Source organism: Cellulomonas sp. P5_E12, assembly GCF_054049315.1.
In genome coordinates this window covers 1-21,582 of record NZ_JBFUMP010000012.1, presented here as the reverse complement: position 1 = coordinate 21,582, position 21,582 = coordinate 1, and the positions used below count along the sequence as shown (strand labels likewise).

Genomic DNA, 21,582 nt, shown 5'->3' with positions numbered 1-21,582 from the left:
CGTTGCGGGATCGTCGTCAAGCGCGACGATTCGTTGCGCGAGCCTCGCGACGAGCCTTCATCAGCGCATACCGAACCATGCCGCCGAGGAACGGCTTGAGCGCCGCCTCGGTGAGTCGGCGGGGCAGCGGGCCCGCGAGGTAGGCGTTCTCGCTCCAGAAGACCCGGCTCGACGACGGGCCGGAGGGGACGACGACGATGCTCGCGGTCCCCCGCAGCACCCGGCCGGTCTTGGTGAAGCTGGCGACCCCTGGCTCGGTCCCGGCCGGCGGGTCGAGGCGGTCGATCGTCATGACGTCCTTCAAGCCGGGAAAGCCGCGCTTCGCCAGCGGCCCCGACACGGCGGTCACCGTCGCCCCGTCCACGGAGACCCGGGTCAGGGGGATCCATCGCTCGTGGTTCCTCAGGTCGGCGACGAGGCCCCACGCCACCGTCGCCGACACCGGGAAGGACCGGACCACCGCGTCGATCGGGATGCTCGTCACCTGGCCATCGTCCGCGCGGGTAACGTCCCTGTCCATGGAGACGTCGATGGAGAGCCGCCCGCTGGGGCGCACGGGTCGGTCGGTCGGGGTCGTCGGGCTGGGCTGCTGGCAGCTCGGCGCGGACTGGGGGTCGGTCAGCGAGGACGACGCCCTCGGGGTGCTGACCGCAGCCGTCGACGCCGGAGTCACCTTCCTCGACACCGCCGACGTCTACGGCGACGGGCGCTCCGAGAAGCTCATCGGCGCGTTCCTGGCGTCACGCCCCGGGCACGGCCTGACCGTCGCGACGAAGATGGGCCGCCGCGCCGACCCCCACACGGCCGACGCCTACACGCTCTCGTGGTTCCGGGCCTGGACCGACCGGTCGCGGGAGAACCTCGGCGTCGACACCCTCGACCTGGTGCAGCTGCACTGCCCGCCGTCGGAGGTCTACCGCCGCGAGTCCACCTACGACGCCCTGGACGTGCTCGTCGACGAGGGTCGCATCGCGTCCTACGGCGTCTCCGTCGAGACCGTGAACGAGGCGCTCGATGCGATCATCCGGCCGAACGTGGCCACGGTGCAGATCATCCTCAACGTGTTCCGGCGCAAGCCGCTGGAGGAGGTCCTGCCCACCGCCGCGGCTCACGGAGTCGGCATCATCGCCCGCGTGCCCCTGGCGTCGGGCCTGCTGTCGGGCAAGTACGACGAGCACACGCAGTTCGCCGACGACGACCACCGGTCCTACAACCGCGCGGGCGAGGCGTTCGACGTGGGGGAGACGTTCGCCGGGGTGCCGTTCGAGGTCGGCGTGGCCGCGGCCCGTGAGGTCGCCGCGCTGACGCCCGCCGGGTACACGACCGCGCAGCTGGCCCTGCGGTGGATCATCGATCAGCCCGGCGTGTCCGTCGTCATCCCCGGCGCGCGCTCGCCCGAGCAGGCCGTCGGGAACGCGGCGGCCGCGTCGCTGCCGCCGATCGACGAGGAGACGCTCGACGGGCTGCGCGGGGTGTACGACGGCCGGATCCGGCCGCACGTGCACGGCCGCTGGTAGGGATCCCTACGACGGGTCGCTCTGGTCCGGGACCTTCTTGCGGGACCCGATGCTCTTGAGCCGCCCCGTCAGGCGCTTCTGCGGCGCGGGCAGGACCACCGGGTTGTCGTCGGGACCCGCGATCTCGATGACCTTGGGGAACGACGCCGGCGGCGGCCCGAACGCCTTGCGGGCACCGGCGATCACGTTCTTGCCCAGCGCGCGCGAGCCCGCGACACCGACCACGAGGCCGATGCCGAACGGGATGATGCGCCCGATGGCCAGTCCCGTCTGCTTGGTCAGCTGGGTGCGCACGAACCGGCGGGTCATGGTCGTGTTCACCTTGCGGACGGTGGCCATCGGCATCCGCGTGAGCAGCGCCCGCGCCACGCTGACGCTAGTGAGCTCGGCCCCGTCGGTGATGACCTTGCCGCCGGCGTCGCCGAGGATCGTCGCCAGCAGCAGCGCCCGCCGACGCTCCGTGTCCTCGACCTCGATGCCGTGCACGGAGGCCACCGCGAGCGAGAACGCGGCCGACGCCCCGAAGAACGTCGCGACGTCGCTGGCCGTGAGCACCAGCGCGACACCCGTGCCGACTGCCGGTGCCGCCGCCGTCGCGCCGACCGCGCCGCCGGTGCTCTGCACGACGAGCAGGTACTCCTTCTCCAGCAGGCGGATCAGCTGCTCGGGGGTCGCCTCCGGGTTCCGCTTCCGAAGACCCGCGACGTGCGCGTGGATGGTGGTCGACGGGATGGTGACGGACTTGGACAGCGCCGCCTCGACCAGGTCGGGCATGGCTCAGCGCTCCCCGGTGACCGAGAGCTGCACGGTCGCGCCGGCGTCGAGGGTGCGGCCGACGGTGCAGTGCGCGTCGATGGCCCGGTGGACGATGGTGATGAGGCGCTCGCGGGCCTCGGGGTCCAGGCTGCTCAGGTCGACCACCATCTCCTCCGCGATTGCGGGGTAGCGGTCCTCGGCGTCGTCGCTCTCGCCCGAGACCTTGATGGTGACGTCGACGTCGTCGCCCAGCCGGTGGCTCAGCTTGGCGTCCGCCGCCAGCCCGCTGCAGCCGGCGAGCGCGATCTTCAGCAGCTCGCCGGGGCTGAACACGTTCTCGACGCCCACGCTGCCGATGAGGACCTCGGCGCCGCGCGAGTTGCGGCCCGTGTACTGGCGCTTGCCCGTGCGCTCGACCCACAGCTGGGTGTCGCCCGCGTTCGTGGTGATGTCGGGCGCTGGTTTCTGCTCCGTCGTCATCCCGCGATCCTGCCACGCGGGACGGGCCGTCACTCGGCGAGCCGACGGGTCTCGGGGGTCGTCCTCGGTCCTACGCTGAGGCGTCATGGCGGAAGGATCGAGCATGTCGAAGGGCTCAGGCGCCGGCGGCGGGGCCGTCTACGGCCTCGGCTTCATCGGCGCGGCTGTGTACTACTTCTCCGCGGGGTCCTCCTTCTGGGAGTTCGTGCTCGCGATCCCCAAGGCGCTGGTGTGGCCGGCGATCGTGGTGTTCGAGCTGCTGAAGAGCTTCTACGGGTCGTAGGCGGTCAGCTGAGCGCGGCGCACAAGTCCTGGGTGTCGACGACGTCCGAGGAAGGCGGCCTCGTGGCCGATCGTGGGCGCGCCGGTGCGCTGCTGTGCCGTGGTGGTGCGGTCGCCACTGTCCGCCTGCATCGCGGCCGCACGGGAACCGCTCGGGTGCTTCGGCACTCACGCGCCCGGCCGGTAGGCTGACCCCGCGCTGAGAGCCCGTCGGGGCTGTCGGCGACGCTCGGGACCACCGACCGGCGACGCTCGCAGGGCACTGCGGGATCGACGCCGACCGCCTTCCACCGTCCCGCGCGCCTGTAGCTCAGGGGATAGAGCACCGCTCTCCTAAAGCGGGTGTCGGCAGTTCGAATCTGCCCAGGCGCACAGTGTGTTGTTGCAGGTCAGGGCGCCTAGGCGCTGCTATCAGTCCGCATCGGCATGGCGACAATGACGTCGGGTGTGGGCAGAATGTGGGCATCCATCGCCGTGAGCTGTCCGTCGAGTCGGTCCGCGACCGCCTCGAGGCTCCCCGGGAACAGTCCTGCGTAGACGTCGAGCGTCATCGACGCCGAGGCATGTCCGAGCATGCTCTGCAACGCCTTGATGTCCGCGCCGGCGGCGACGGCGAGGCTTGCAGCCGTGTGCCTCAGATCGTGAAAGGTCAGGCGCGGGAAGTCCTCGGAGCCCTCGACGAGTCGAACGTGGGAGAGCCGCCGGAGTAGGCCGGCAGAGTGGGTGCCGAGGGCGTCGTTGGACTCGGACAGCGCGAGCCATGTCGCCTCGTCCGTCTCACCTGTGGACGCCAGTCCGTGGTTCAGCTGGAAGGTGCGGAGCTTGTCGGTCGTGCTGAGGCTCATGACGCCAGTGCGCAGGTGCTCCGAAGTCCCGAGCGCGGTCTGCAACGTGGTCACGGCCGTCGACGCGGCTTCGACTGCACGCGCGAACTCCCTCTGCGTGAAGTTGTCCCGACGTAGTGGTTGCCCATTCTCGGCAGGAAAGACCAGGTCGTCAGGGCGCTTGCCCTCGACCGAAGCGGTGAGCAGCTGGCGCATGGACGGTGGAACGACAACCGTCCGGCTGCGTCCGGTCTTCGTGCCTCCGAGGATGATCTGCCCGTTGTCGAGGCGGGTGAAGGCGCGTCCGACGGAGATGTGTCCACCGAGAGGGTTGACGTCGCGCGCCCTGAGCGCGGTGACCTCACCGAATCTGAGCCCCGTGTAGGCGGTAACCAGGATCAGGCGACGGGCCTCGGGCGATGCCGCGTCCGCCAGACGACGCACGTGCTCGTGCGTCAAGTACCTGTGCTCCTTCTTGACGTGTGCCTTCGGCAGGTAGTCGGCCTTGCGGCCGCTCCGAGTGTGGACGGGGTTCCGCGGAAGTAGGCCCTCGTCGACGGCCGCATCGAGCATCCGTGCGAAGAGCTGGGCGGCGTCTCTACGCCGCATTGCCGAAGCGGTCCCTCCGCTGAGGGTGGGCATGTTGGCGCACCACGCCTTGACGTCGGAGAGTCCGATCCGATCAAGCGGAACGTCTTTCCAGCGAGGGAGAACCAGTGAGCGAAGCCGTTCCGTGTACCCGTCGCGCGTGCGAGGGCTGACATTCAGCGTCGCGAGCCACCTTTCGGCCCAGGTGCCGAAGGTGACGCGGCCTGCGCGAGGGGCGACGTGAGTGCCAAGGCTCACGGACTGCTCCTGAGAGATCGCCCAGTCGTACGCATCCCTCTTTCGGAGAAATCCGCCCTTGGAGCGCTTGCGACGAGACGGGTCGCGGTAATAACCAGTCCAGGTCTTGCCGCGTTTCGCGGTCCACGCCACGTCAGGCCTCCTCATCCGATTGCAGCAATGTGAGTCCGAATTCCGTCAGCTCCCCGCCGGCCTCCGTCGAAGTCGGCCGGGTGAGGATTCCTTGCTCGCGCGCGCGGCGAATCCGAGCACTCAGGGTGTTCCGGGATACGCCGGTGAGCTCACTCATCCGGTGGAGCGGACTCCTGTGCCCCTCCCGAACGAGGTCGACGTACACAGCGCAAAACCGAGCAAGGTCGCCAGGCGTGTCCACGCGCTCAGGAATCTCCGGGATCCAACCGTGGGCGCGCAGTGCCCCTCGAACTAGACGAAACATCCGCGCACGAATTTCCTGCATGGGGATCGCGCGCAGCGTCTCGGTCGTGATCCCGCCCTCTGGGCCCGTGAGGCGGTCTTCCTCGTCGTTCGACCAGCGACCCTCGAGCCGCAAGGTCTCAGGTCCAAGGGCCGGGGAGTGCAACTCCTTCTCGGCGACGACCAAGAACGGTCCGAGCACGCACGAGACCCGAACCAGCGGCGTGAGCAGGGGCGTGCCGTCCGGGCTGGTGACACCAGGAGGGTTCGGCCTGGTCGTGACTTCCTCGGTCCAGCTGTTGGGGTCAATGTCCACGCCCCGACGATAGTGCCAACACACAGCACACGGCAAGTACTAGACGGCATGTGCAGAAGGCTGTAACGTCGGCCACACGGAGATTGGCAGGATCCAGGTGCATGGAGGGCAACGCAGTGGATGGATCGCACGAGCCGTTCGTCACGGCTGAGGACGTGGCGGCGTACCTCGACAAGCCGGTGAGCTGGATCTACAACAACGCAGAGAGGCAGGGGATGCCGCGCTACCGGATCGGCAACCAGTGGCGCTACAGGCTGTCCGAGCTCGACGAGTGGATGCGGAGTTCTGTCGTATGAGGGGATCGAGTGGTCCGGCCGAGGTGTCGAGCCTTCCGGGTCTCGGCGCCGGCGAGCCGATGCATGTCGGGCCGTGGGTCACGAAATTCCGAGACGATCCACACGTGAAGGGCAACGTCCAGCACATCGGACTCTTGCTTGCGTCACATGCAAACGCAGGCGACCCGGAGCGCCCCGTGTGGCCATCGGTCAAGGGACTGGTCGCTGAGAGTGGCAGGGCGCCTGCGACTGTCCGCGGAGCGCTCAATCAGCTGCGGAGCATGGGCTACATCGCGCAGGTTGACGCGGTCAGCTATCGCAGCAAGTACCCGACTCCATTGGACCCGCAGCGGAGCGTCTGGCTGCTGACGTACTCGGAGGATGCCCGCGGCGAGCACCTGCGTGTGCGAGGCGTGCCGTTGCCTGCGGTCGGCGGGAGCCCGCCGGACCTCTCCGCTCCGGCGTAGGCAGGTCTAGTCCCGAGTGAGCCCCGGGGTGGTCACGGTCTGATCTCCCCGGGGCCGCGCGATGACCACAAACCATATATCCATCCATACATACAACCTCTGTTGAGGTTGTATGTATATAGAACTACATATGCGGGGAGCACATTCGTGCTCTATGCGTTGGCGCTCTTCTAGGAGCGCCAGCATGATCGAGAAATTTCATCGGCGTTCTAGCGCGACGCAACGTGTCGCGTCGCAGTTGTGGTGATCAGGTGCTGTGCCGCTCCGCGACGTTCTCGCATCTAGTCTCCGAATCGATAAGGTCTCACTCCGCCGGATCCTTGTGCGGTGGTGGTGCGCCCGTCGACTGAAGCGCGGATAGCCTCGTGGTGGCCGCGGACCGTCAGCGAATCGTGTGGTCCGGAGGAGATGTACGAGCACAACGCCGGGTTCGCATGCCGGGAGCGTTCCCCAGTCACCCGTTGGTGTTGCTGGTTCCACCGGTAAAGTGCCCTTACGAGTGACACCTGGACGGCACGCCACACTTGATCGATCCGCAATGGTTGAGTGGCGCTGGAGGTGCGCGCCGATGGGGCGTGCGCGCGAGCGGGGAAGGCGATCGCGTGATTCCCGTCGTCATCATCTGGGGCGCTTTCGGCCTGCTGTCCATCTGGTGGGGCGTGCACGACGGCGACTGGAGCACGGCCCGGTTCGTCTGGGGTCTGTTCGGCGCGATCGTGGTCGCAGCCTGGTTGAGGGAGTGGTGGGAGCGACGCTCCGCGCACAGGGCGCGTGAACGGGCAATCACGCTGCACATGGCGGAAGAGCTCGCCGTGCTGCGTCTGATTGACTACGGCGCCATCGACCAACCGCCAACCTGGGCGGTCGTCATACTCAAAACGGCAGCACGGGTCGCGAACGAGCGAGCAGCCGAGGTGTTCGGCGCCGACGAAACCGACGACGAGTACGTGACCGCCTGGCACAGGCGGACCGAGCATGACCTCCGGGTTGCCCTGGTTCGGGAGCGCGCTGCGAAGGTGTACCCGACGAGCGAAACGATAGGGAGCTCTTACTAGGCCCGGTCGGTTCGGCGACGCTATCGTCCAGGTTCCTGCCTTCGCACGCGTAGCATGGGTGATATGTCCGGATACGTGCTCCATGTTCAGACTGTGAGTTACCTGGTATCCGCGTGTGAATGGTGGGTGCCGGGTCGACAACGCCAGTTCGTTGCGCTCAACTCGGCCGGCCTAGGCCGATGCATGATTCGAGAGAACGTGCGCAGCGTGTTCCATGAGCTAGACGTGTCCGACCCGTCGAGCGTCAATGGACGAGCACACGCGTACTACATGGACTTGATCCCGTATTATTCGCACGAGCCGGTGCAGATCGCGTATCTCGACCCGATGCGCGCATACCGGTACGGGAGAACGTGGCTGGACAATTCGTCTTCCGCCTCCGGTTATGAACTGGTTCCCGCGTGGACTATGGTCCGCTACCTGGTCGACCACGTGATCGAGCATACCGACGCGTACAAGGCGCTGGACGACGACGGTGCACGTGAGGCGCGCTGGAAGGCGAAGTTTCACATTGAGTGACGACGACTTTGACCTGTTCTCGATGCCCGCTTCCGTTGGACCGTACGGGGTAAGCATCATCGGCGTGATCCGCGTGCACGGATCCTCTGCTTGCTCCGGGCAGTACTGCTGCCTGCACAACCCGTCCCCGCACCCGCTGGACCACGCCACGTTGAACTGGCGGCAGGACCGAGGCTTCACGGAACGCATCTGCCCGCACGGCATCGGGCACCCGGACCCTGACAGCTTGGCCTACCTGGCACGCCGTGACGGCGAGTTCCACGAGCCTCTGGTGTACCTGGTGCACGGGTGCGACGGCTGCTGTGGCGGCTATGGCCGTCGAGGATCTGCCGGGCAGCCCGCGAAACTTGTCTAGGCTCTTGCGCATCGACCGGGCTCCGATCCTGCTTTTTGCAACAGCGGACCGGTCCACTTCCTCTACAGGAATCAGAGCGGCTGAGCGTGGTTCGCTCTGACTAACGAACAGCCGAGTCAATTCGACGGGCCGCCGTGCGCGACGCGTGGGTAAGGCACCCACCGCGGGCTGAAATGCGCACTCCAAAACAAATCTCGCCCTGCGGTTGTGGATCTAGACGATGCGCAAGGGCGCCGCTCTGCGCCTAAAGTGTGCCGACCCACGCTGGACTACCCCGGAGGCGAGAAACGCGTTCCTAGGGCCCCTAGAAGGGCTCAGGAGGGGTAATTATCCGCGGGCGCGGCCCTTCCGGGAGCAAAGTGTGCCGAAGTTTGACGTAAGACGGGTTTCGGTAGATCAACTAGCCGCACCGTGGCGTGCTGGCACTGGGGCGAGTCGAGCGGTTCCGTGGTGCGTGCGACGAACCTCGACGACCTGGTCGGGCTCGGCTCGCTCGCGCCGCACGCGGCCGTGTTCCTGGACGCGGCCGTCCGCGCGGGGCTGAGCGTGCTGGTCTCGGGAGCCACGCAGGCGGGCAACCCGGCAAGTTTGGTGATGCACCCGCTCCGGGGTTCGCCATGGGTCGAGGACTGTCTACGCTCACGCCCGTAGTGGGGAGCGCGGGATTCCACCCGCTGGGACCGGTGTCCGTGACCGACGGCCCTGGTATGAACGTATTTGTGCGTAGCTGGAGGTGTGGCGGCAGGAGGGTTGAACTCTTGCGGCAAGCGAAGCTGCGCCTGTGACATTGGCGCGAACGCTGCGCGCCGTTGTTGCCCGTTCGTAGCGGGGCGAGAACGCTCTGACGCTTCGGCCTGACTTGAGTGAGGGGTAGCACGCATGGCAATACACATGCGAGTCGAAGAACGCTTCAGGGTCGGAGATCGCGTGGCTCTCCCAGTCGGTGGCGATCAGGGAATCGTCGGGACCGTCGTGAAGCGAACCAATCCCCTGGTCTACAACACTCAGGTGATGAAGTACTTGGTCGAGTTCGATGGTCTTGGGCCCGGTGCTTCCCAGGCCCTGCTCACTACGTGTGCGTGCGATCCGTGCGAGCGCAGCAACCGGAGGATCGCCAAGAAGGGCGCCCAAGGTTTGGACTTCGACGCGCTGATGGCAGATAGGAGGGCGCAGTGCAGGAGCGACTGGGTCATGCCCAATGGCCGCTCGCGGATATGGCTCAACAAGTTCCAGATCTTTAACTACACGGGGAAGAATCGTCTCCCCAATTTTCTCTATTAGATCGCACAGCGTGGCTTCCGCCGCGTCGTCTTGGAAGATTGGCGCAACGGGAGCCCGGCAGCACGGCACGTTCCCGATCCACCCTAGACATTCTGGTCGCCCTCTGCCATCGTGCTCAGATGGTTAGTGGTAGGCCGAATATTCCCGATGCAATTAGGCGCGAGGTAAGGCAACGCTGCGGTTTCGGATGCGTCATCTGCGGTCACCCGATCTACGAGTATGACCACATGCTCGGCTGGGCCGTGACGCGTCGACATGATGCCGATGAGTTGACGCTCCTGTGCGACAGGCATCACGGTGAGAAGAGTCGAGGTCTACGAACCGATGAATCGGTGATCGCGGCGAATGCCTCGCCGTTCAATATGCGGAACGGGGCGACTCGGCCATTTGGACTTGAATTTGCCCAGGGGCCCGCAATGCTCGGCTTAGGATCGAACGCGTTCACCTGGGACGGCGACTTCGCCCCGGTCGTCATTGATGATCTCGCGATCGTGGCTTTTTCGCAGACCGATGGGCGCCTCGGCCTCTACCTGCGTCTCTTCGACGAGCAAAACCGGCCACTCGTGCTGATCGAGGACAGTGAGCTGTTGATGCGTGCCGACAACTGGGACGTCCAATTCGAGGGCCAGGTTTTGACGATCCGAGAAGGGTTGGGAGCGGTGGCATTGAGAGTGCGTTTCCAGCCACCAAACTTTGTGGATATCGAGCGGATGAACCTGTGGTACAACGGAGTCCACGTCGACGTTGTGCCTAGTAATCTGACATTCCGTGTCGGAGATTCCGTGCACAAGTATTCAGCAAGCATGTTTGAAATGCCGATCGCAATTAAGGCAGGCAACTGTCCGAAATTCAGCACGTGGCCCGCCTACCTCACCGTCCGGAGCATCCAGCGCTCCGGCGGGTTCGTGGTACCCGTCACGTCACCCGACGGCAAGGGCACGGCGGAGCCGCGCCCTTGACTTGAACTACCAACGCAACTCGGACCTGCTCTGAGGCGTCCATCCGATAGCGGAGCAGCAGCAGCCCGGAGGCCGCGCCTGTCCTGCACCCCGCCCGCGAGCTCGAGGCTTGGCTCTTGGTTCCGTGAAAAAGGCAGCAGCGCCTCAGGACGCGAGGCGAGTGAGGACGATCGGTCCGCGCCCGCGGCCGCTGGGCGCGTCTGGCAATGCGGGGTTGTGCTACGGCACGACTCAGTCTGGCCCGAGCGAGGCTGGGCGCGCGACGGGTTGCGTCGCGGCACTGGTTCGGCGTCGGGACAGTACCTCCTTCCAGTTGACGCCTGGATTAAGCAACCCCCGGGTCAAGTGCGACGGCCGGTGTGGGCAGCTTGTGGGCGGGATAGGCACCGAAACATTGGACTGCCCTGCGTCACTCGAGGCCCGACGAGCCACGCTGCCTGCGCAGATGTGGCCAGGAGCTAGTAGGCAGAGGTTGACTGAGTTGCCTTCCGCCGAACTCCTAAAGCGGGTGTCGGCAGTTCGAATCTGCCCAGGCGCACAACTGTTTGTGCAGGCCAGCCCGATCTGCTGTGCAACTGGTCTCGTCGGTGCGACCGCAATGTCCGGTTCGTGGTCAGCATGTGGTCAGCAGTCCCACGCGCGGTCCGCGAAAGCCGAGGTCGGACTCGATGGAGAACCACCCGCGCGAGCGATTCCACCGCCAACACCAGCGCTGCGACGATGACCAGCATGGTCGCGCCCTCGACGGGGCCGTTGACGAAGAGAAGCTCGGCGAGCTGCTCGCCGTCGGGACCGAGCTGGACGTCCTCGACTTCAAGGCGACGCTCGACCTGTCCAAAGACCGGTGAGCTAAAGCACCGGCTCGGCTTCGTCAAAGATGTGGCAGCCTTCTCCACCTTGGCGCAAGGCGGGTACATCGTCGTCGGTGTTGATGGCAAGGGGCGGCCCGCCCACGCCCAGGCGGCCATCAACCTTGCGCACTTCGACGAAGCGAACCTCCGCACGATCGCGAACTCGTACCTCGACGGTCGGCTCACAATCATCTCGGCCAGCCACCAGCTCGACAACCGCGATGTCGCTGTCATCTACGTCGGTCCGTCCGTCGACTCTTTCCCACCCATGGTGAAGAAGGAKGGGTTGTACCCGGGCCCAGGTGAGGACCGCAAGATCGTCTTCYGGCCGGGCGATGTGTTCGTGCGCGACGGCACCAGCTGCCGGCGCATCGAGCACCGCGACTGGTCGCTCGCTCTCGCCAACTTCCGAGAGAAGATTCGGGCCGAAGCCGCGGCCGACATCCAGCAAGTGGTGGCCAGGATCGCGCAGACAGAACGTGAAGCTGCCAGTGAGGGCCGGAACCGACGCATCGTCATCGACATCTCCATGGAGGCGTCCGATTTCGAGGACGCGGTAGCTGACGCCATCGAGTCAGGCCTGGTCGACGCCGTGCGCCTGGCGTTGCGTCCGGCCCGCGCGCAGCTCGCGACCGCCTGGGTCGGGGGAGAGCCCGCGACCTACGGGCAGATCCTCGACCGGCTGGCCTCCGTGGCAGGGGTGGCTCTGCGCCAGCGCAACATGGCCATGTTCGACTTCGCCGTCTCCGAGCTGTACCACACCTACAAGTCCGCATTGGTCGATCAAACGAACACGCACGCACACTACGGGCGCGAGCGCGAGGCAGCGACGTTCTGGCGCGAGATCATCTCCCGCGTCCTCGGCGTCCTCGGCGTCCTCGCTATGGCTGTTCGCGAAGAAGCGTGGGAGTTCGTCCGGCCCGTGGTGCTCCGCCGCATCGGCGACGACGTGTACGCCGACAGGTCATGGTTCCGGCACGCCATCACCGAGGCGTCACGAGCTGGCGTGCTCGTGTCCGCCGAGGGCCAGCCTCGCAAAGGCGCGCTGATCAGGTTCGCACGCTCGGCGGTTACCGGCTCTCCCGTGCTCCATGAGGATGTCCCGGTCGAGATCATGGAGCACGACCCGGAGGGCGAGCCCAGGACGGACGATCTGCCGCTCGATAGCCTCTGCCAAGCCGACTTCCTGTGGTGCGTCGTCGCCGTTGCCGACGCTGGTGCCCACGCCTCAACCCACGATTTCTACCCGAGCTGTGCCGGGTTCTACTCGCGGCGGTCGGCACCGGTTGCTCAGGTGTTAGCCAGGCGTCCTGACGCCCGCCACCAGGCGGTGGGTCCGGACGACCGAGTCATCGCTGAGGCAATCAACCTCGTGGGACGAGAAGGCGTCGAACGAGTCAGGTCGGTGGGGGCAGTGGTCAGTCATGACCGATGCCGTGACCGCGTTCGTCCGGATGGCTACTGGCAGCGCCGGTTAGCCTGCAGGAAGCGGATTGGGGGCGCCGTTCTGCCAGCGGCAGACCGCGACGGCTATATCGCTTTGTGCCACGGCGGTGTGGCGGCGTATCGCTGGTAGCTGGTCTGCGTCGTGTGCGTCCCCCAGAACGACGGCGACGAGGCTGCTCCAGATCGGCACGAACAGTTCGGGCCTGTCGTCCACAACGACGTAGCGGAACTCCTGCTCCGACTCCCAGTCGGTGTTTTTGTGGAAGAACAGCTCGCGAGTGTGTTCGCGGAGGAAGGTGTCGGCTTCTGCCTCGACCCCGTTTCGACGAAGGGCAGCCAGATCAAAGTTGAATCGGCCGGTGGGCCCGACTGGCCGGTTCTCGTAGCGAACGTTGCCGAAGCGCGGTACAGCTGGTGCCGAAACTTCAACTATCGTGGAGTGGAGTCGTCGGCGGTCAAAGACCAGGCAGGCTCCGGCGTGTCTGTCTCCGTACTGATCCCACATCCGCGCCCGCGCGTACCCGCGACGGAACTGGAAGATGGCGTCCAACTCGTCCCTGGGCTCCGCATCTCGAGTCAGACAGAGCACCTTGGCGCGCCCGCGCAGACGGCCATCTAGATCGGCCATCAGGCGCATGTGTTCGTCTTGCGCTAGATCAGCTTCGTCATCGGGGACGGAAAGGCTCGGATACCACGCCTTCGTTTCTCGAGGGTCGTTGGTCGACGCGTAGGGCCCCATCCGCAGCCGGCCACCATCAAGGATCTGACGGAGCCGCTCGGCCCGGGTGTAGTGATAGAAGTAGGCCTCCCCGAAATCGAGGTCTCCGAACAGTGTCATGACGTGATGGTGACATCAGCACCCCTCTCCTAGAGGTCGCTCGCCCGATGAGTCGCCAGTATTCGGACCGAAGTCTGGGAACATTGGTATCCGTTCCATGGCCACCCACGGCGCGTCGGAGAACAGGTGGCCGTAGAGGTCCATGGTCATCGTCGCGGTGGCGTGGCCGCGGATCATCTGAACCGCCTTCACGTCGGCGCCGGCGGCGATGAGGAGCGAGGCGGCGGTGTGGCGGAGGTCGTGGATCGACGTGCCGGCCAGGCCGACCGACTGTGTGGTCTCAGTCCAGCGGGACGGACGCGGAAGTTGGTGTTGGTCCAGATCGCGCCCGTCGGGCTCGGGAACAGGTACGAGCCGGACGGTGCACTGTCGATCCGGTCTCGGACGTAGGCCCCGAGCGTCGGCGGGACTGGCACCGTCCGCGTCTGGTGCGTCTTCGTCGGACCAAAGATCGCACCGCTGGTCTCCTTCGACTGCGGGGCGGCGCGGTGGATCCGCACCCCGAGGCCGTGCGGTGTCTGGACGACGTCGTCGACCCGCAGCGCGCACATCTCCGAGAACCGGCAGCCGGCCAGGCCGAGGAAGAGCACGACCGGCTGGCAGTTCGGCGGCATGGCGTCGGCCAGTTTTCCCAGCTGCTCCGCGCGCAGCCAGTGCGGCTCGCGCTTGGTCGTGCCCTTGGGGAGCGGGATCGAGCGGGCGACGTTGACCGAGATCCGCCGGTCGCGGACGGCGTAGTCGAGCACCAGGCGGATGACGGACAGGACCCGCCGCCGGGTGGCCGTGGCCAGCCCACGGACCGTTATCGCCGTGAGCACCCGCTCCACGTCCGTCGCAGAGATCACGGCGATCGGCAAGCGCCCGAGTAGTGGGATGACGTAGGAGTCGAGCAGGAACCGCGTCGTCTCCTGGCTCCGAACCGCAAGGTGCTGTCGCGAGCCCTGCCACTCCTCGGCGAGCGTCCCGAACGACACCCGGCCGCGCGTCGGGTCGATCCAGGTGCCGCTCTGGAGCTTGACCAGCTGGTCGGCCTCCCAGCGCTTGGCATCCGTCTTCCGCGTGAACGACTTCTCGGCGATGACCCGGTGCTCGAAGAAGACCTTCGCGCGCCAGGTCACCGTGCCCGAAGGCAGCGTCCGCCGAGTGACGGACATCAGCGGCGGCGCGGCTGCGCGGGCTCTCGATCGACCCACGAGGCGGGGATGAGGATGACGGTCCCGAGCCGGCGGCACGGGATCTGCTCCGTCTCGGCCAGGCGGTAGAGCGTCCGCATCGGCACACCGAGGACGGTGGCCGCGTCCTTGACGCGGTAGTACTGCCGAGCAGCGGTGACGGCGGTCTGCGTGGTTGTCGACATGGTCGTTCTCCTTCAGTGGGTTGTGTGGTCACCACCGCTCCAGCACCGATCCGTCGGGGACCGGGCTGGGCGAGGGCGTCAAGGGGCGCGGCGTCATCTGTGGACGCAGCGGCGGGACGACGGGCTGTGGGCGGGTCGCCGRGAGTGGCGGCCGTGGCGCCTCGGGGTTGTGGGCGGCCCAGGCCTCGGTGGCGGAAGTCTCGGCGTGCGTGGTGGCGAGGATCCGGTCGAGGACCTCGCGGGGGGTCGCGGTCTTGCCCGACGGGAGGCAGTCAGGGTCGGGCCGGTCGGTCGCGACGTAGAGCAGGTTGAGGTGACGGCCGCGGCTGACGGCGACGTAGAGGTCTTCGCGGCCCATGCCGGCGGTGATGACGGTGTGGGTCTCGTCGACGGTCATGCCTTGGCTGCGGGCGGTGGTGGTGGCGTAGCCGAGCTCGACGGACTCGGCGACGTAGGCCGCCGGCAGTCGCAGCGTGCCGTTGGCCGGATCTCCGACGGGCTGGACGCGCAGGCCACCGCCGGGGAGAACCTCGGTGATCTGCCAGAGTTCGCCGTTGCGGACGAACCCGTCGCTGGTGCGCAGTCGCCGGTTGTTGCGGCGGGTGACGATGCGGTCGCCGACGCCGCCGGTCAGTCCGTCGCTCAAGGTGATGCCAGTGGTGCGAACGGCGCCGGCGCCGCCGATGCGTTCGGCGCGGGTGCGAGCGTTGAGCTCGTTGACGGTGCGACGGTCGGCCGCCGCGAGCAGGACGGTTCGGCCCTACGCTTCGGCTTCGGCGGCAGCAGTGAGCGCGTCGTCGAGCATGTCGCCGTGCGTGCCGTGGCTGACCCTGCGGTGCTGGATGTAGGCGTCCACGGCCGCGGGGTCGCCGTGGCGAAGGTCGAGGGTGGCTCGCGCTTACCACGGGTGGCTGAACCTCCAGAGGACCCGGAGCTCGGCGGTGGGGCGCGGCGGGCGAGCATCCCGAACGCCCCCCCGGCGTCGACTGCGCCGCGTTGCAGGTAGTCCCCGACGAGCAGCACCTTCGCCTCGGCGGCGCTCACCTGGTCGATGAGAGCGGCCTACGTGCGAGTGTCGGCCATCGAAGCCTCGTCGACGATCACGAGCTGCCCGCGGCGGAACCGCCACTGGTCCTGGTCCGAGGCCAGGCCGTGGCGCCGGTCGTTCGCGTCGCGGTCGCCAAGGACGGCCATCTCGGCCTCGTACCGCAGCGCCCGTCGCGCGGCACCGTCGCCGGCGGACTCATAGATCCACTTGGCTGTCGTCTCGCACCGGGCGTCGAGCGCAGCGGACAGGGTCGCCGCGGCACTGGCCGAGGGCGCCAGCCCGACGACACCCCCGCGCGTCAGCCGCCAGGTATCGGCCAGGGCCGCCAGGGTCGTTGTCTTCCCAGAGCCGGCCGGCCCGACCAGGACGTCGAGGGTTCGCCGGGACAGGAGCACGGCCTTGGTCGCGTCGCGTTGATCGTCGGCGAGGTCGCATAGTTCGCGATCGGCGATTCGGTCGGCGAGAGCGTGGATCCCGATCGGGAGGTCCGCCTCGGCGGCGTCGAGCAGCGTCCGCTCGGCCTGCAGGAGCTCCGCCGAGGTGAACATCTCCACGCCCACGCGACGCCGCTCCGGGTCGGTCTGGTCGTCGATCCGCACGCACGCGCCCCCCGCTTGGATCACTAGCTCGTTCGTCAGCTCAAGGCGGTCCTCGGGCGAGGCCATCCGCAGTGCCAACGAGGACCGCAGCGCAGCGGCGCCCAGATTCCAGGTCGACCACACCGACCGACGCGTCGAAACGTCGTCAATGACCTGCGCGACGATCGCCGACCGGACCTCTGGACCGACATCGGTCGCACGCAGCGCGCGCCCTTAGGTCCCGGACAGGGCGCGAGCGGCCAGGTCGACCGGCTCGAGCCCGGTAAGCACGCGTGCGCGATTGGTCCAGTCGGCAAGCAGGTCGCGCAACGGCCGAACTACTTTCGGTGGACGGGTCTCGCGGGTCAGATGCTGCCGCGCCCGGGTCGTCTCCGTGCGCGATGGCGCCCGCCCGCGGCGCTCGGCGAACTCGTCCGCCCAGCGCTGCTCGGCGCAGCGGATCTGCGCCGAGCGGGCGGAAAACTCGTCCAACAGATCCTCGCCGACACCATCCAGCTCGAACGCGGGGTTCCGGCGCTCCCCGCGATCACGCGACGACCACGTCGCGCCGGCCCGCCGCGAGACCTCGTCGGCGAGCAGGGCGTCGTAGAGCTCCGAGACGGTCACCACGGCGGCATGCAGGGTGCGGCCGTCTACGGACCGCCACGCACCGTCGGGTCCTTGGACCTTGTTCGCGACTACGACGTGCGTGTGCAGGTTCGGGTCACCTGCGCGGGAGTCCCAGTGGTCGAACGCGGCCGCGATCATGCCGCGCGTCTTGACCTGCCGGCACCCGGCCGCGCCGACCCGGGTCCGGATCACCGAGTGCTCGACGAATCGGAGCGCCGTCGACAGCGCCGCCCGGTGCGCCTCGTAGAGAGTCGTGCGCGTCGACTCGTCGGCCAGACCCCAGACGACCGACACCGACTTGGGTGCGGTGAACGTCAAGTCATAGCCGGCTACCGCGTGCTGGCCCTGACCCGGCGCGGGCGCTCTGTACGGCCTTCCCCACGGTGCACTTGTCACCGGGTCGCAGCCGTCACGGAACACCCGCGTCATCGCCAGCTCGGTGACGGCGCTTCCGGCCGCGATGTGACCGTCACCGACCGACTCGATCCCTCGCCCCAGCCAGCGACCGGCGGAGTTGCCGGTGTGCTCGTAGTAGGCCGTGAGCGAGTCACCCGTCGACAGGCCAGCATCACCGGCAGCAATGTGCGTGGTCAGGTACGTGTAGCCGTCCCCGACGGTCAGCTTGTGCATCGACATCACCACGGCGCCACCTCCTCACGCGGCTCGAGCAGCGGTTGCTCCTAGTGGTAGGTGCGCCGCGATGTGCGTAAGGCGCGATGTCGGTTCCCCGGAGCCACCGGCTGCGCAAGCCGGGACACTTGTTCCTCTGGGGGCAGGTATGCGGAATCCTCTGCAAGACCCGCGGGCGTCGTCCGGCGCCGTTCGCTGTTGAGGTACGTCGGCCGCCGAGGTGCCGGCCCCTCTTCGTCCACGGCGGCGCCCGCAGACCTCCTGGAAGCAGCTGGGCAGCAGCATTGTCGGAGCTCCTGCGCTCCGTGACTGCAGCGGATGGCGCCGAAGTGCGACACGCCAGCTCTGGAGGCCACGGCAGGCAATGGCGCGACGACGTGTTGGCCCCGCGAAGTCCGTCTCGACCGAGGCGACCGTTCGCTGGTGGGCCGTCCCGGCGCGGCGGGCAGGAGTGCCGATCAGTTGCCGGCGGCGAGGACGCACATCTGGTCAAGAACGCGGAAGGCACTCCAGACTCTCGGATATGACGGCGAGAGACGAGATCCTGATCGCGGCACGCGGCCTCAGCGCGACGTCGCCTGACGGCACGTTTTCCGTCGAGGCAGTCGTGGACACGATGAGTCGCGCCGGCACGACATACAAAGAGAGCACCATTCGGACCCATGTTGTCTCGCGGATGTGCGCCGACGCGCCCGACAACCACGCGAAGGTGTACGACGACTTCGTTCGCGTAAGCCCTGGGCGCTACCGGCTGCGGTGAGCGTTTCGAGCGCGTCTGTCGATCGGCGGTGTTGGTCCACGCCGCCGGAGGTAGGCGATAACCTCATGCAGTCACGGCATTGAGCCATGTACCGGCATCGCGCATATGAGGCAGATTCAGGTGCGGACTGGACATAAGCCAGCGCGCATCCTTCATGAAGGCAATCCCTCATGTCGGACTGCACCAAGATCCCCTATGCAGACGCACGACGGGCTGCGAAAGCACTCCGCCACATCGCTCGTCGGCAGCGCGCCAGAGGACGAGTCGAACCTGTCGCCGTCCATCCATGCGCGTCCTGCCGCGCGTGGCACGTGACGTCGCACCGCCCCGCCGGCAGGCTTGCGCGCGAGTGGCAGTTGCAAGCTGGGCTCGTGTCGTGAGAGGTGAACCGGGGCACGTCACCGCTCAGCACGCGGGTCATCTCGAGCCGACGGCGTCCACCTTCGTCACGTCACTCGGTGGCCGCGGCGCGGATGGCGAGCGCGAGTGACGACGGACACCGCGGGCGAGATCCGATCCGACTCTTCTTGCACGGAGTGCGCGCGGCCGCGGAGCTCAGTCGTCGGCGAACAGACACGGGCGCGAAGTCTGGCGACGCGGCTCAACCCGTTTGCGTCACAACCTGGCCTTCCTACGCAGCGTTCCCGTGCGCCGCGTGCCGATCGACCGCGCGCGGCGCCGCCTGGCGAAGAGCCCACAGCCACACACCAAGCTCGTCCTCGAGTGGGGCACGGGCGGGATTCAGGATGCCATCGGCAAATTCGAAGTAAGCGGTATGCTCCGAAGCAGGGCGGCGCGGCACGGGTGATGGTGAACAAGTCGGAGGCTAATCAATGGATGACAATTTCGGACGGCTCTTCGCGCTTAGTCGGCTCGCTACGTACTGCGTGCTCCGAAAAGGCTATACCGCCCCGCCAGCCCTTGCCGAATTGGTCCGGTTAACGCCCGCTGGACAAGCTGTCCGCGATCGATTGGTTGCGGAACTCGCCGAGTGTGATGCCGGCGACGCGACGCTCGCCATTCTTGGTAGGTGGGCAGGGCGGGACGGGATCTTTGTGGACGCGTCGACTGACCCCGACGAACTAAGGCGCTGCCTGAGTGAGGAAGTTCGGGAGAGACGTATCGAATATCCCTGGGTATTTGGTCGCAGTATGCACGACTGCTACGTTGAGCATTTTGGCAACATGCCCATCGAACTGAGTCATGAACAGAGCCTTACCCTGTTGCAGGCGGTGCCGCAGGGCGTGTTCCAACTGAATCACTTTGTCACGGGTCCCCTGGGGATTCTGGAGTCGTCGGACGCGCGCCGAATGTCGCTGGGTGATCTCGGGGTGTACCTTCGGTGCGCCGACCAGGCGTGTACAGCTTTGCACGTCGTCTCCCTCAGGACCTCAGATGAAACGGCCGCCGGCAGGGCATATAGCTCCAAGGTATTCGATCGCGGAATGCCACCGGACGCGCTCCTCGCGAGCAATCGTAGCCTCGCCGGAGCTGGCGCTTTCTTTGATCCCGGGGGCGCGAACGACCTGCCCTGGCTGCTAGGCAATGGCCTCACGCTGGCCKAGGCGCGAAGTCTTCTTGGCAAACTCCTGGCGGAGCGATCAAATGGACTTCGCCCGATCGTGAACGAGGTGGTACCTTTTGCGTCAAAGAAGTCTGCAGTAGGTGTCGCAACCTCGCTCGACGGTTCTGCGGTAATTCAACTGCTCCTGACCGTCGGTACGGATGAACTCGCGGTCGCGCTCGAGAACCTCGTCGCGTCAGGAGTGATTGCCCTGGGACCGTCCGAAGTTCGATCCGCGCTCATTCGACCGAGCCGACCGTCCGGGGCCTTCGGGAATAGGGCTGAACTGGGATCGCTTGGTCTCCGATTTTGTGGCGCGCTTGCACCGTCCGAGCGCCTGGGCCTAATGCTGGAGGAAGTGTACGAGGGCAAGGAGACCGACCTTCTGTGGCTCCTTCGGGAGTATCCAGGTAATGGGACGAAGGAAAAACTGACGGCGGCCCTCACGGCCTCCTCGCCGCGTGTTGTTCTCCAGCAAACGGTCTTTAGCGCTCGCGAGACTCTTACAGATATGTTCGGCGCGGCAGGACCGGGCGAGTATCTGTTGCCAAGCACGCGTGCCGACGAGACAACCCTCATTGACAAGCTGCTTTGGAAGGCAGGATTGGACCAGCCGGCACCTGCTCGCCCCGATGCCCTTGTACTCGCGGGTCTAGACGAGCTAACCCTTGCGAGCGGGTCGGTCACGAGTGATGCCGATGGGCGCATTCGCGCTACGCGCGGTGCAGGTACGGAAGTGTTTGTCGCACTAGAGGAATTGTTGTCCAGAACGATCGACTTTGTCGCGTGGGCTCTCCTTTCTGATCATTTTGCCGGGGACCGACACGAACGCTTCTCCTTTACTCCCAGCCTCGCGAAGGCCCGCGCAAACGAGGTTCTAGTCGCTAGGAGCGACGAGGGCTTCACGTGGGAGACTTCGGGCAAGAACGCGCTGGGAACGCTTGTCGCGGGCCTCCGAGTCGTTGCGGAGCTCGTTAGCCCGGACGCGAGACCAAGTTCGCTCCGCCCAGTTGATCAACTGCCCCGATTCGCGGTCGAGGGCGGTCGCCTTGGTTTTTCGTTTCGGCATACCGCTCTAGTCGATGATCTTAGGGCGGAGAGTCGCGGCAACATCGTCGGCGTCCTGCGTGCAGCCTCAGCCTTATTGTCAAGGGCCGAAGTTGTTGACGTCAGGAATCGGCTGAACCACAGTCGGCCGGGCGAGTTCCCGAACCATGACGAGGTTGTATCGTCGGTGCGAGCCATCCGTGACGCGCTGTCCGTCCTGGACGGCGAAGGACTCATACCCGCGACGTTTGTTTTCGACGAATCCAGAGCCGACTCGTTTGGTCGTCACATCGTCACGTATATCGACGGCTCAGGATCTGCATTTCACGTCGCCAATCCTGATCGTTTCGCGACTCCTGCGTTCCCTGGGGCGCGTGAGCCCCAACTGATCATGCGTGGCGCAATTCTCGAGACGACGTCGCAATGCGTAAGGTTCGGCATTCGCGAAGACAATGAGTGGAGTGAATATTGGCGCGGTCTCGATTTG

General features: G+C 66.5%; 23 protein-coding genes, 1 tRNA gene and 2 pseudogenes. 14 read left to right on the top strand and 12 right to left on the bottom strand.

Annotated elements, in window-relative coordinates; genetic code table 11:
- Window positions 1-16: 16 nt before the first annotated feature.
- Window positions 17-484 carry an SRPBCC family protein gene (locus ACXJKA_RS11490; protein WP_456825332.1) on the bottom strand — a complete coding sequence of 156 codons (468 nt, stop codon included), beginning with the start codon at window positions 482-484 and terminating at the stop codon, window positions 17-19.
- Window positions 485-530: 46 nt separating this feature from the next.
- On the opposite strand from ACXJKA_RS11490, the gene ACXJKA_RS11485 reads away from it, so the two are divergent.
- The gene (locus ACXJKA_RS11485; protein ID WP_456825446.1) at window positions 531-1,517 is read left to right on the top strand and encodes an aldo/keto reductase; all 987 of its coding nucleotides are present in this window, start codon (window positions 531-533) and stop codon (window positions 1,515-1,517) included.
- A gap of 6 nt (window positions 1,518-1,523) precedes the next feature.
- Here ACXJKA_RS11485 and ACXJKA_RS11480 read toward each other — a convergent pair whose 3' ends face one another.
- Together ACXJKA_RS11480 and ACXJKA_RS11475 are read right to left on the bottom strand one after the other, a co-directional pair.
- Complete coding sequence (locus ACXJKA_RS11480; RefSeq protein ID WP_456825331.1) at window positions 1,524-2,291, bottom strand: hypothetical protein; 768 nt, start codon at window positions 2,289-2,291, stop codon at window positions 1,524-1,526.
- A gap of 3 nt (window positions 2,292-2,294) precedes the next feature.
- On the bottom strand, window positions 2,295-2,753 hold the full coding sequence (locus tag ACXJKA_RS11475; protein WP_456825330.1) for an OsmC family protein: 459 nt from the start codon (window positions 2,751-2,753) through the stop codon (window positions 2,295-2,297).
- A 103-nt stretch (window positions 2,754-2,856) separates the two neighbouring features.
- On the opposite strand from ACXJKA_RS11475, the gene ACXJKA_RS11470 reads away from it, so the two are divergent.
- Entirely contained in the window at window positions 2,857-3,036 is a 180-nt protein-coding gene (locus ACXJKA_RS11470; protein WP_456825329.1) for a hypothetical protein, read from the top strand.
- A 298-nt stretch (window positions 3,037-3,334) separates the two neighbouring features.
- A tRNA-Arg gene (locus ACXJKA_RS11465) sits at window positions 3,335-3,407 on the top strand.
- 26 nt (window positions 3,408-3,433) lie between these two features.
- Here ACXJKA_RS11465 and ACXJKA_RS11460 read toward each other — a convergent pair.
- On the bottom strand, window positions 3,434-4,837 hold the full coding sequence (locus ACXJKA_RS11460; protein WP_456825328.1) for a tyrosine-type recombinase/integrase: 1,404 nt from the start codon (window positions 4,835-4,837) through the stop codon (window positions 3,434-3,436).
- 1 nt (window position 4,838) lies between these two features.
- Entirely contained in the window at window positions 4,839-5,435 is a 597-nt protein-coding gene (locus tag ACXJKA_RS11455; protein ID WP_456825327.1) for a hypothetical protein, read from the bottom strand.
- A gap of 101 nt (window positions 5,436-5,536) precedes the next feature.
- On the opposite strand from ACXJKA_RS11455, the gene ACXJKA_RS11450 reads away from it, so the two are divergent.
- The 9 genes and pseudogenes from ACXJKA_RS11450 (at window position 5,537) to ACXJKA_RS11410 (ending at window position 12,773) form a co-directional block, all read left to right on the top strand.
- Complete coding sequence (locus ACXJKA_RS11450; protein WP_456825326.1) at window positions 5,537-5,731, top strand: helix-turn-helix domain-containing protein; 195 nt, start codon at window positions 5,537-5,539, stop codon at window positions 5,729-5,731.
- 260 nt (window positions 5,732-5,991) lie between these two features.
- Complete coding sequence (locus ACXJKA_RS11445; protein WP_456825325.1) at window positions 5,992-6,177, top strand: hypothetical protein; 186 nt, start codon at window positions 5,992-5,994, stop codon at window positions 6,175-6,177.
- Window positions 6,178-6,779: 602 nt separating this feature from the next.
- Complete coding sequence (locus ACXJKA_RS11440) at window positions 6,780-7,232, top strand: hypothetical protein (RefSeq protein ID WP_456825324.1); 453 nt, start codon at window positions 6,780-6,782, stop codon at window positions 7,230-7,232.
- Between the two features lie 198 nt (window positions 7,233-7,430).
- On the top strand, window positions 7,431-7,751 hold the full coding sequence (locus tag ACXJKA_RS11435) for a hypothetical protein (RefSeq protein ID WP_456825323.1): 321 nt from the start codon (window positions 7,431-7,433) through the stop codon (window positions 7,749-7,751).
- 808 nt (window positions 7,752-8,559) lie between these two features.
- Window positions 8,560-8,697: pseudogene (locus ACXJKA_RS11430) on the top strand (CpaF family protein); the annotation flags it as partial.
- Window positions 8,698-9,033: 336 nt separating this feature from the next.
- Window positions 9,034-9,387, top strand: coding sequence for a hypothetical protein (locus ACXJKA_RS11425; protein WP_456825322.1), 354 nt, complete (start codon window positions 9,034-9,036; stop codon window positions 9,385-9,387).
- A 227-nt stretch (window positions 9,388-9,614) separates the two neighbouring features.
- A complete protein-coding gene (locus tag ACXJKA_RS11420) occupies window positions 9,615-10,346 on the top strand; it encodes a hypothetical protein (protein ID WP_456825321.1) in 732 nt (243 codons plus the stop codon).
- Between the two features lie 668 nt (window positions 10,347-11,014).
- Window positions 11,015-11,194 (top strand): hypothetical protein, encoded by a 180-nt coding sequence (locus tag ACXJKA_RS11415; protein WP_456825320.1) that lies wholly within the window; start codon window positions 11,015-11,017, stop codon window positions 11,192-11,194.
- A 31-nt stretch (window positions 11,195-11,225) separates the two neighbouring features.
- Window positions 11,226-12,773: an AlbA family DNA-binding domain-containing protein gene (locus ACXJKA_RS11410; protein ID WP_456825319.1), complete on the top strand. Its 1,548-nt coding sequence runs from the start codon at window positions 11,226-11,228 to the stop codon at window positions 12,771-12,773.
- Here the strand turns inward: ACXJKA_RS11410 and ACXJKA_RS11405 are convergent.
- The 7 genes and pseudogenes from ACXJKA_RS11405 to mobF all read right to left on the bottom strand — a co-directional run bounded on the left by ACXJKA_RS11405 (window position 12,672) and on the right by mobF (window position 17,730).
- Window positions 12,672-13,481 carry a DUF2971 domain-containing protein gene (locus tag ACXJKA_RS11405; RefSeq protein WP_456825318.1) on the bottom strand — a complete coding sequence of 270 codons (810 nt, stop codon included), beginning with the start codon at window positions 13,479-13,481 and terminating at the stop codon, window positions 12,672-12,674. The two genes, ACXJKA_RS11410 and ACXJKA_RS11405, sit on opposite strands and share 102 nt — an antisense overlap.
- Before the next feature lie 15 nt (window positions 13,482-13,496).
- On the bottom strand, window positions 13,497-13,727 hold the full coding sequence (locus ACXJKA_RS11400; protein WP_456825445.1) for a tyrosine-type recombinase/integrase: 231 nt from the start codon (window positions 13,725-13,727) through the stop codon (window positions 13,497-13,499).
- Window positions 13,670-14,599, bottom strand: coding sequence for a tyrosine-type recombinase/integrase (locus ACXJKA_RS11395; protein ID WP_456825317.1), 930 nt, complete (start codon window positions 14,597-14,599; stop codon window positions 13,670-13,672). The genes ACXJKA_RS11400 and ACXJKA_RS11395 overlap by 58 nt, the downstream gene beginning before the upstream one ends.
- Window positions 14,600-14,634: 35 nt before the next feature.
- Window positions 14,635-14,838: a helix-turn-helix domain-containing protein gene (locus ACXJKA_RS11390; protein WP_456825316.1), complete on the bottom strand. Its 204-nt coding sequence runs from the start codon at window positions 14,836-14,838 to the stop codon at window positions 14,635-14,637.
- 28 nt (window positions 14,839-14,866) lie between these two features.
- Window positions 14,867-15,484 (bottom strand): hypothetical protein, encoded by a 618-nt coding sequence (locus tag ACXJKA_RS11385; protein ID WP_456825315.1) that lies wholly within the window; start codon window positions 15,482-15,484, stop codon window positions 14,867-14,869.
- A 359-nt stretch (window positions 15,485-15,843) separates the two neighbouring features.
- Window positions 15,844-16,434: pseudogene (locus ACXJKA_RS11380) on the bottom strand (AAA family ATPase); the annotation flags it as partial.
- 264 nt (window positions 16,435-16,698) lie between these two features.
- Window positions 16,699-17,730, bottom strand: a complete 1,032-nt coding sequence (gene mobF / locus ACXJKA_RS11375; RefSeq protein ID WP_456825444.1) for a MobF family relaxase — start codon at window positions 17,728-17,730, stop codon at window positions 16,699-16,701.
- A gap of 517 nt (window positions 17,731-18,247) precedes the next feature.
- On the opposite strand from mobF, the gene ACXJKA_RS11370 reads away from it, so the two are divergent.
- The gene (locus tag ACXJKA_RS11370) at window positions 18,248-18,484 is read left to right on the top strand and encodes a DUF7669 domain-containing protein (RefSeq protein WP_456825314.1); all 237 of its coding nucleotides are present in this window, start codon (window positions 18,248-18,250) and stop codon (window positions 18,482-18,484) included.
- A 1,184-nt stretch (window positions 18,485-19,668) separates the two neighbouring features.
- The coding region (locus ACXJKA_RS11365) for a hypothetical protein (protein WP_456825313.1) at window positions 19,669-21,582 on the top strand (1,914 nt) is incomplete at its 3' end.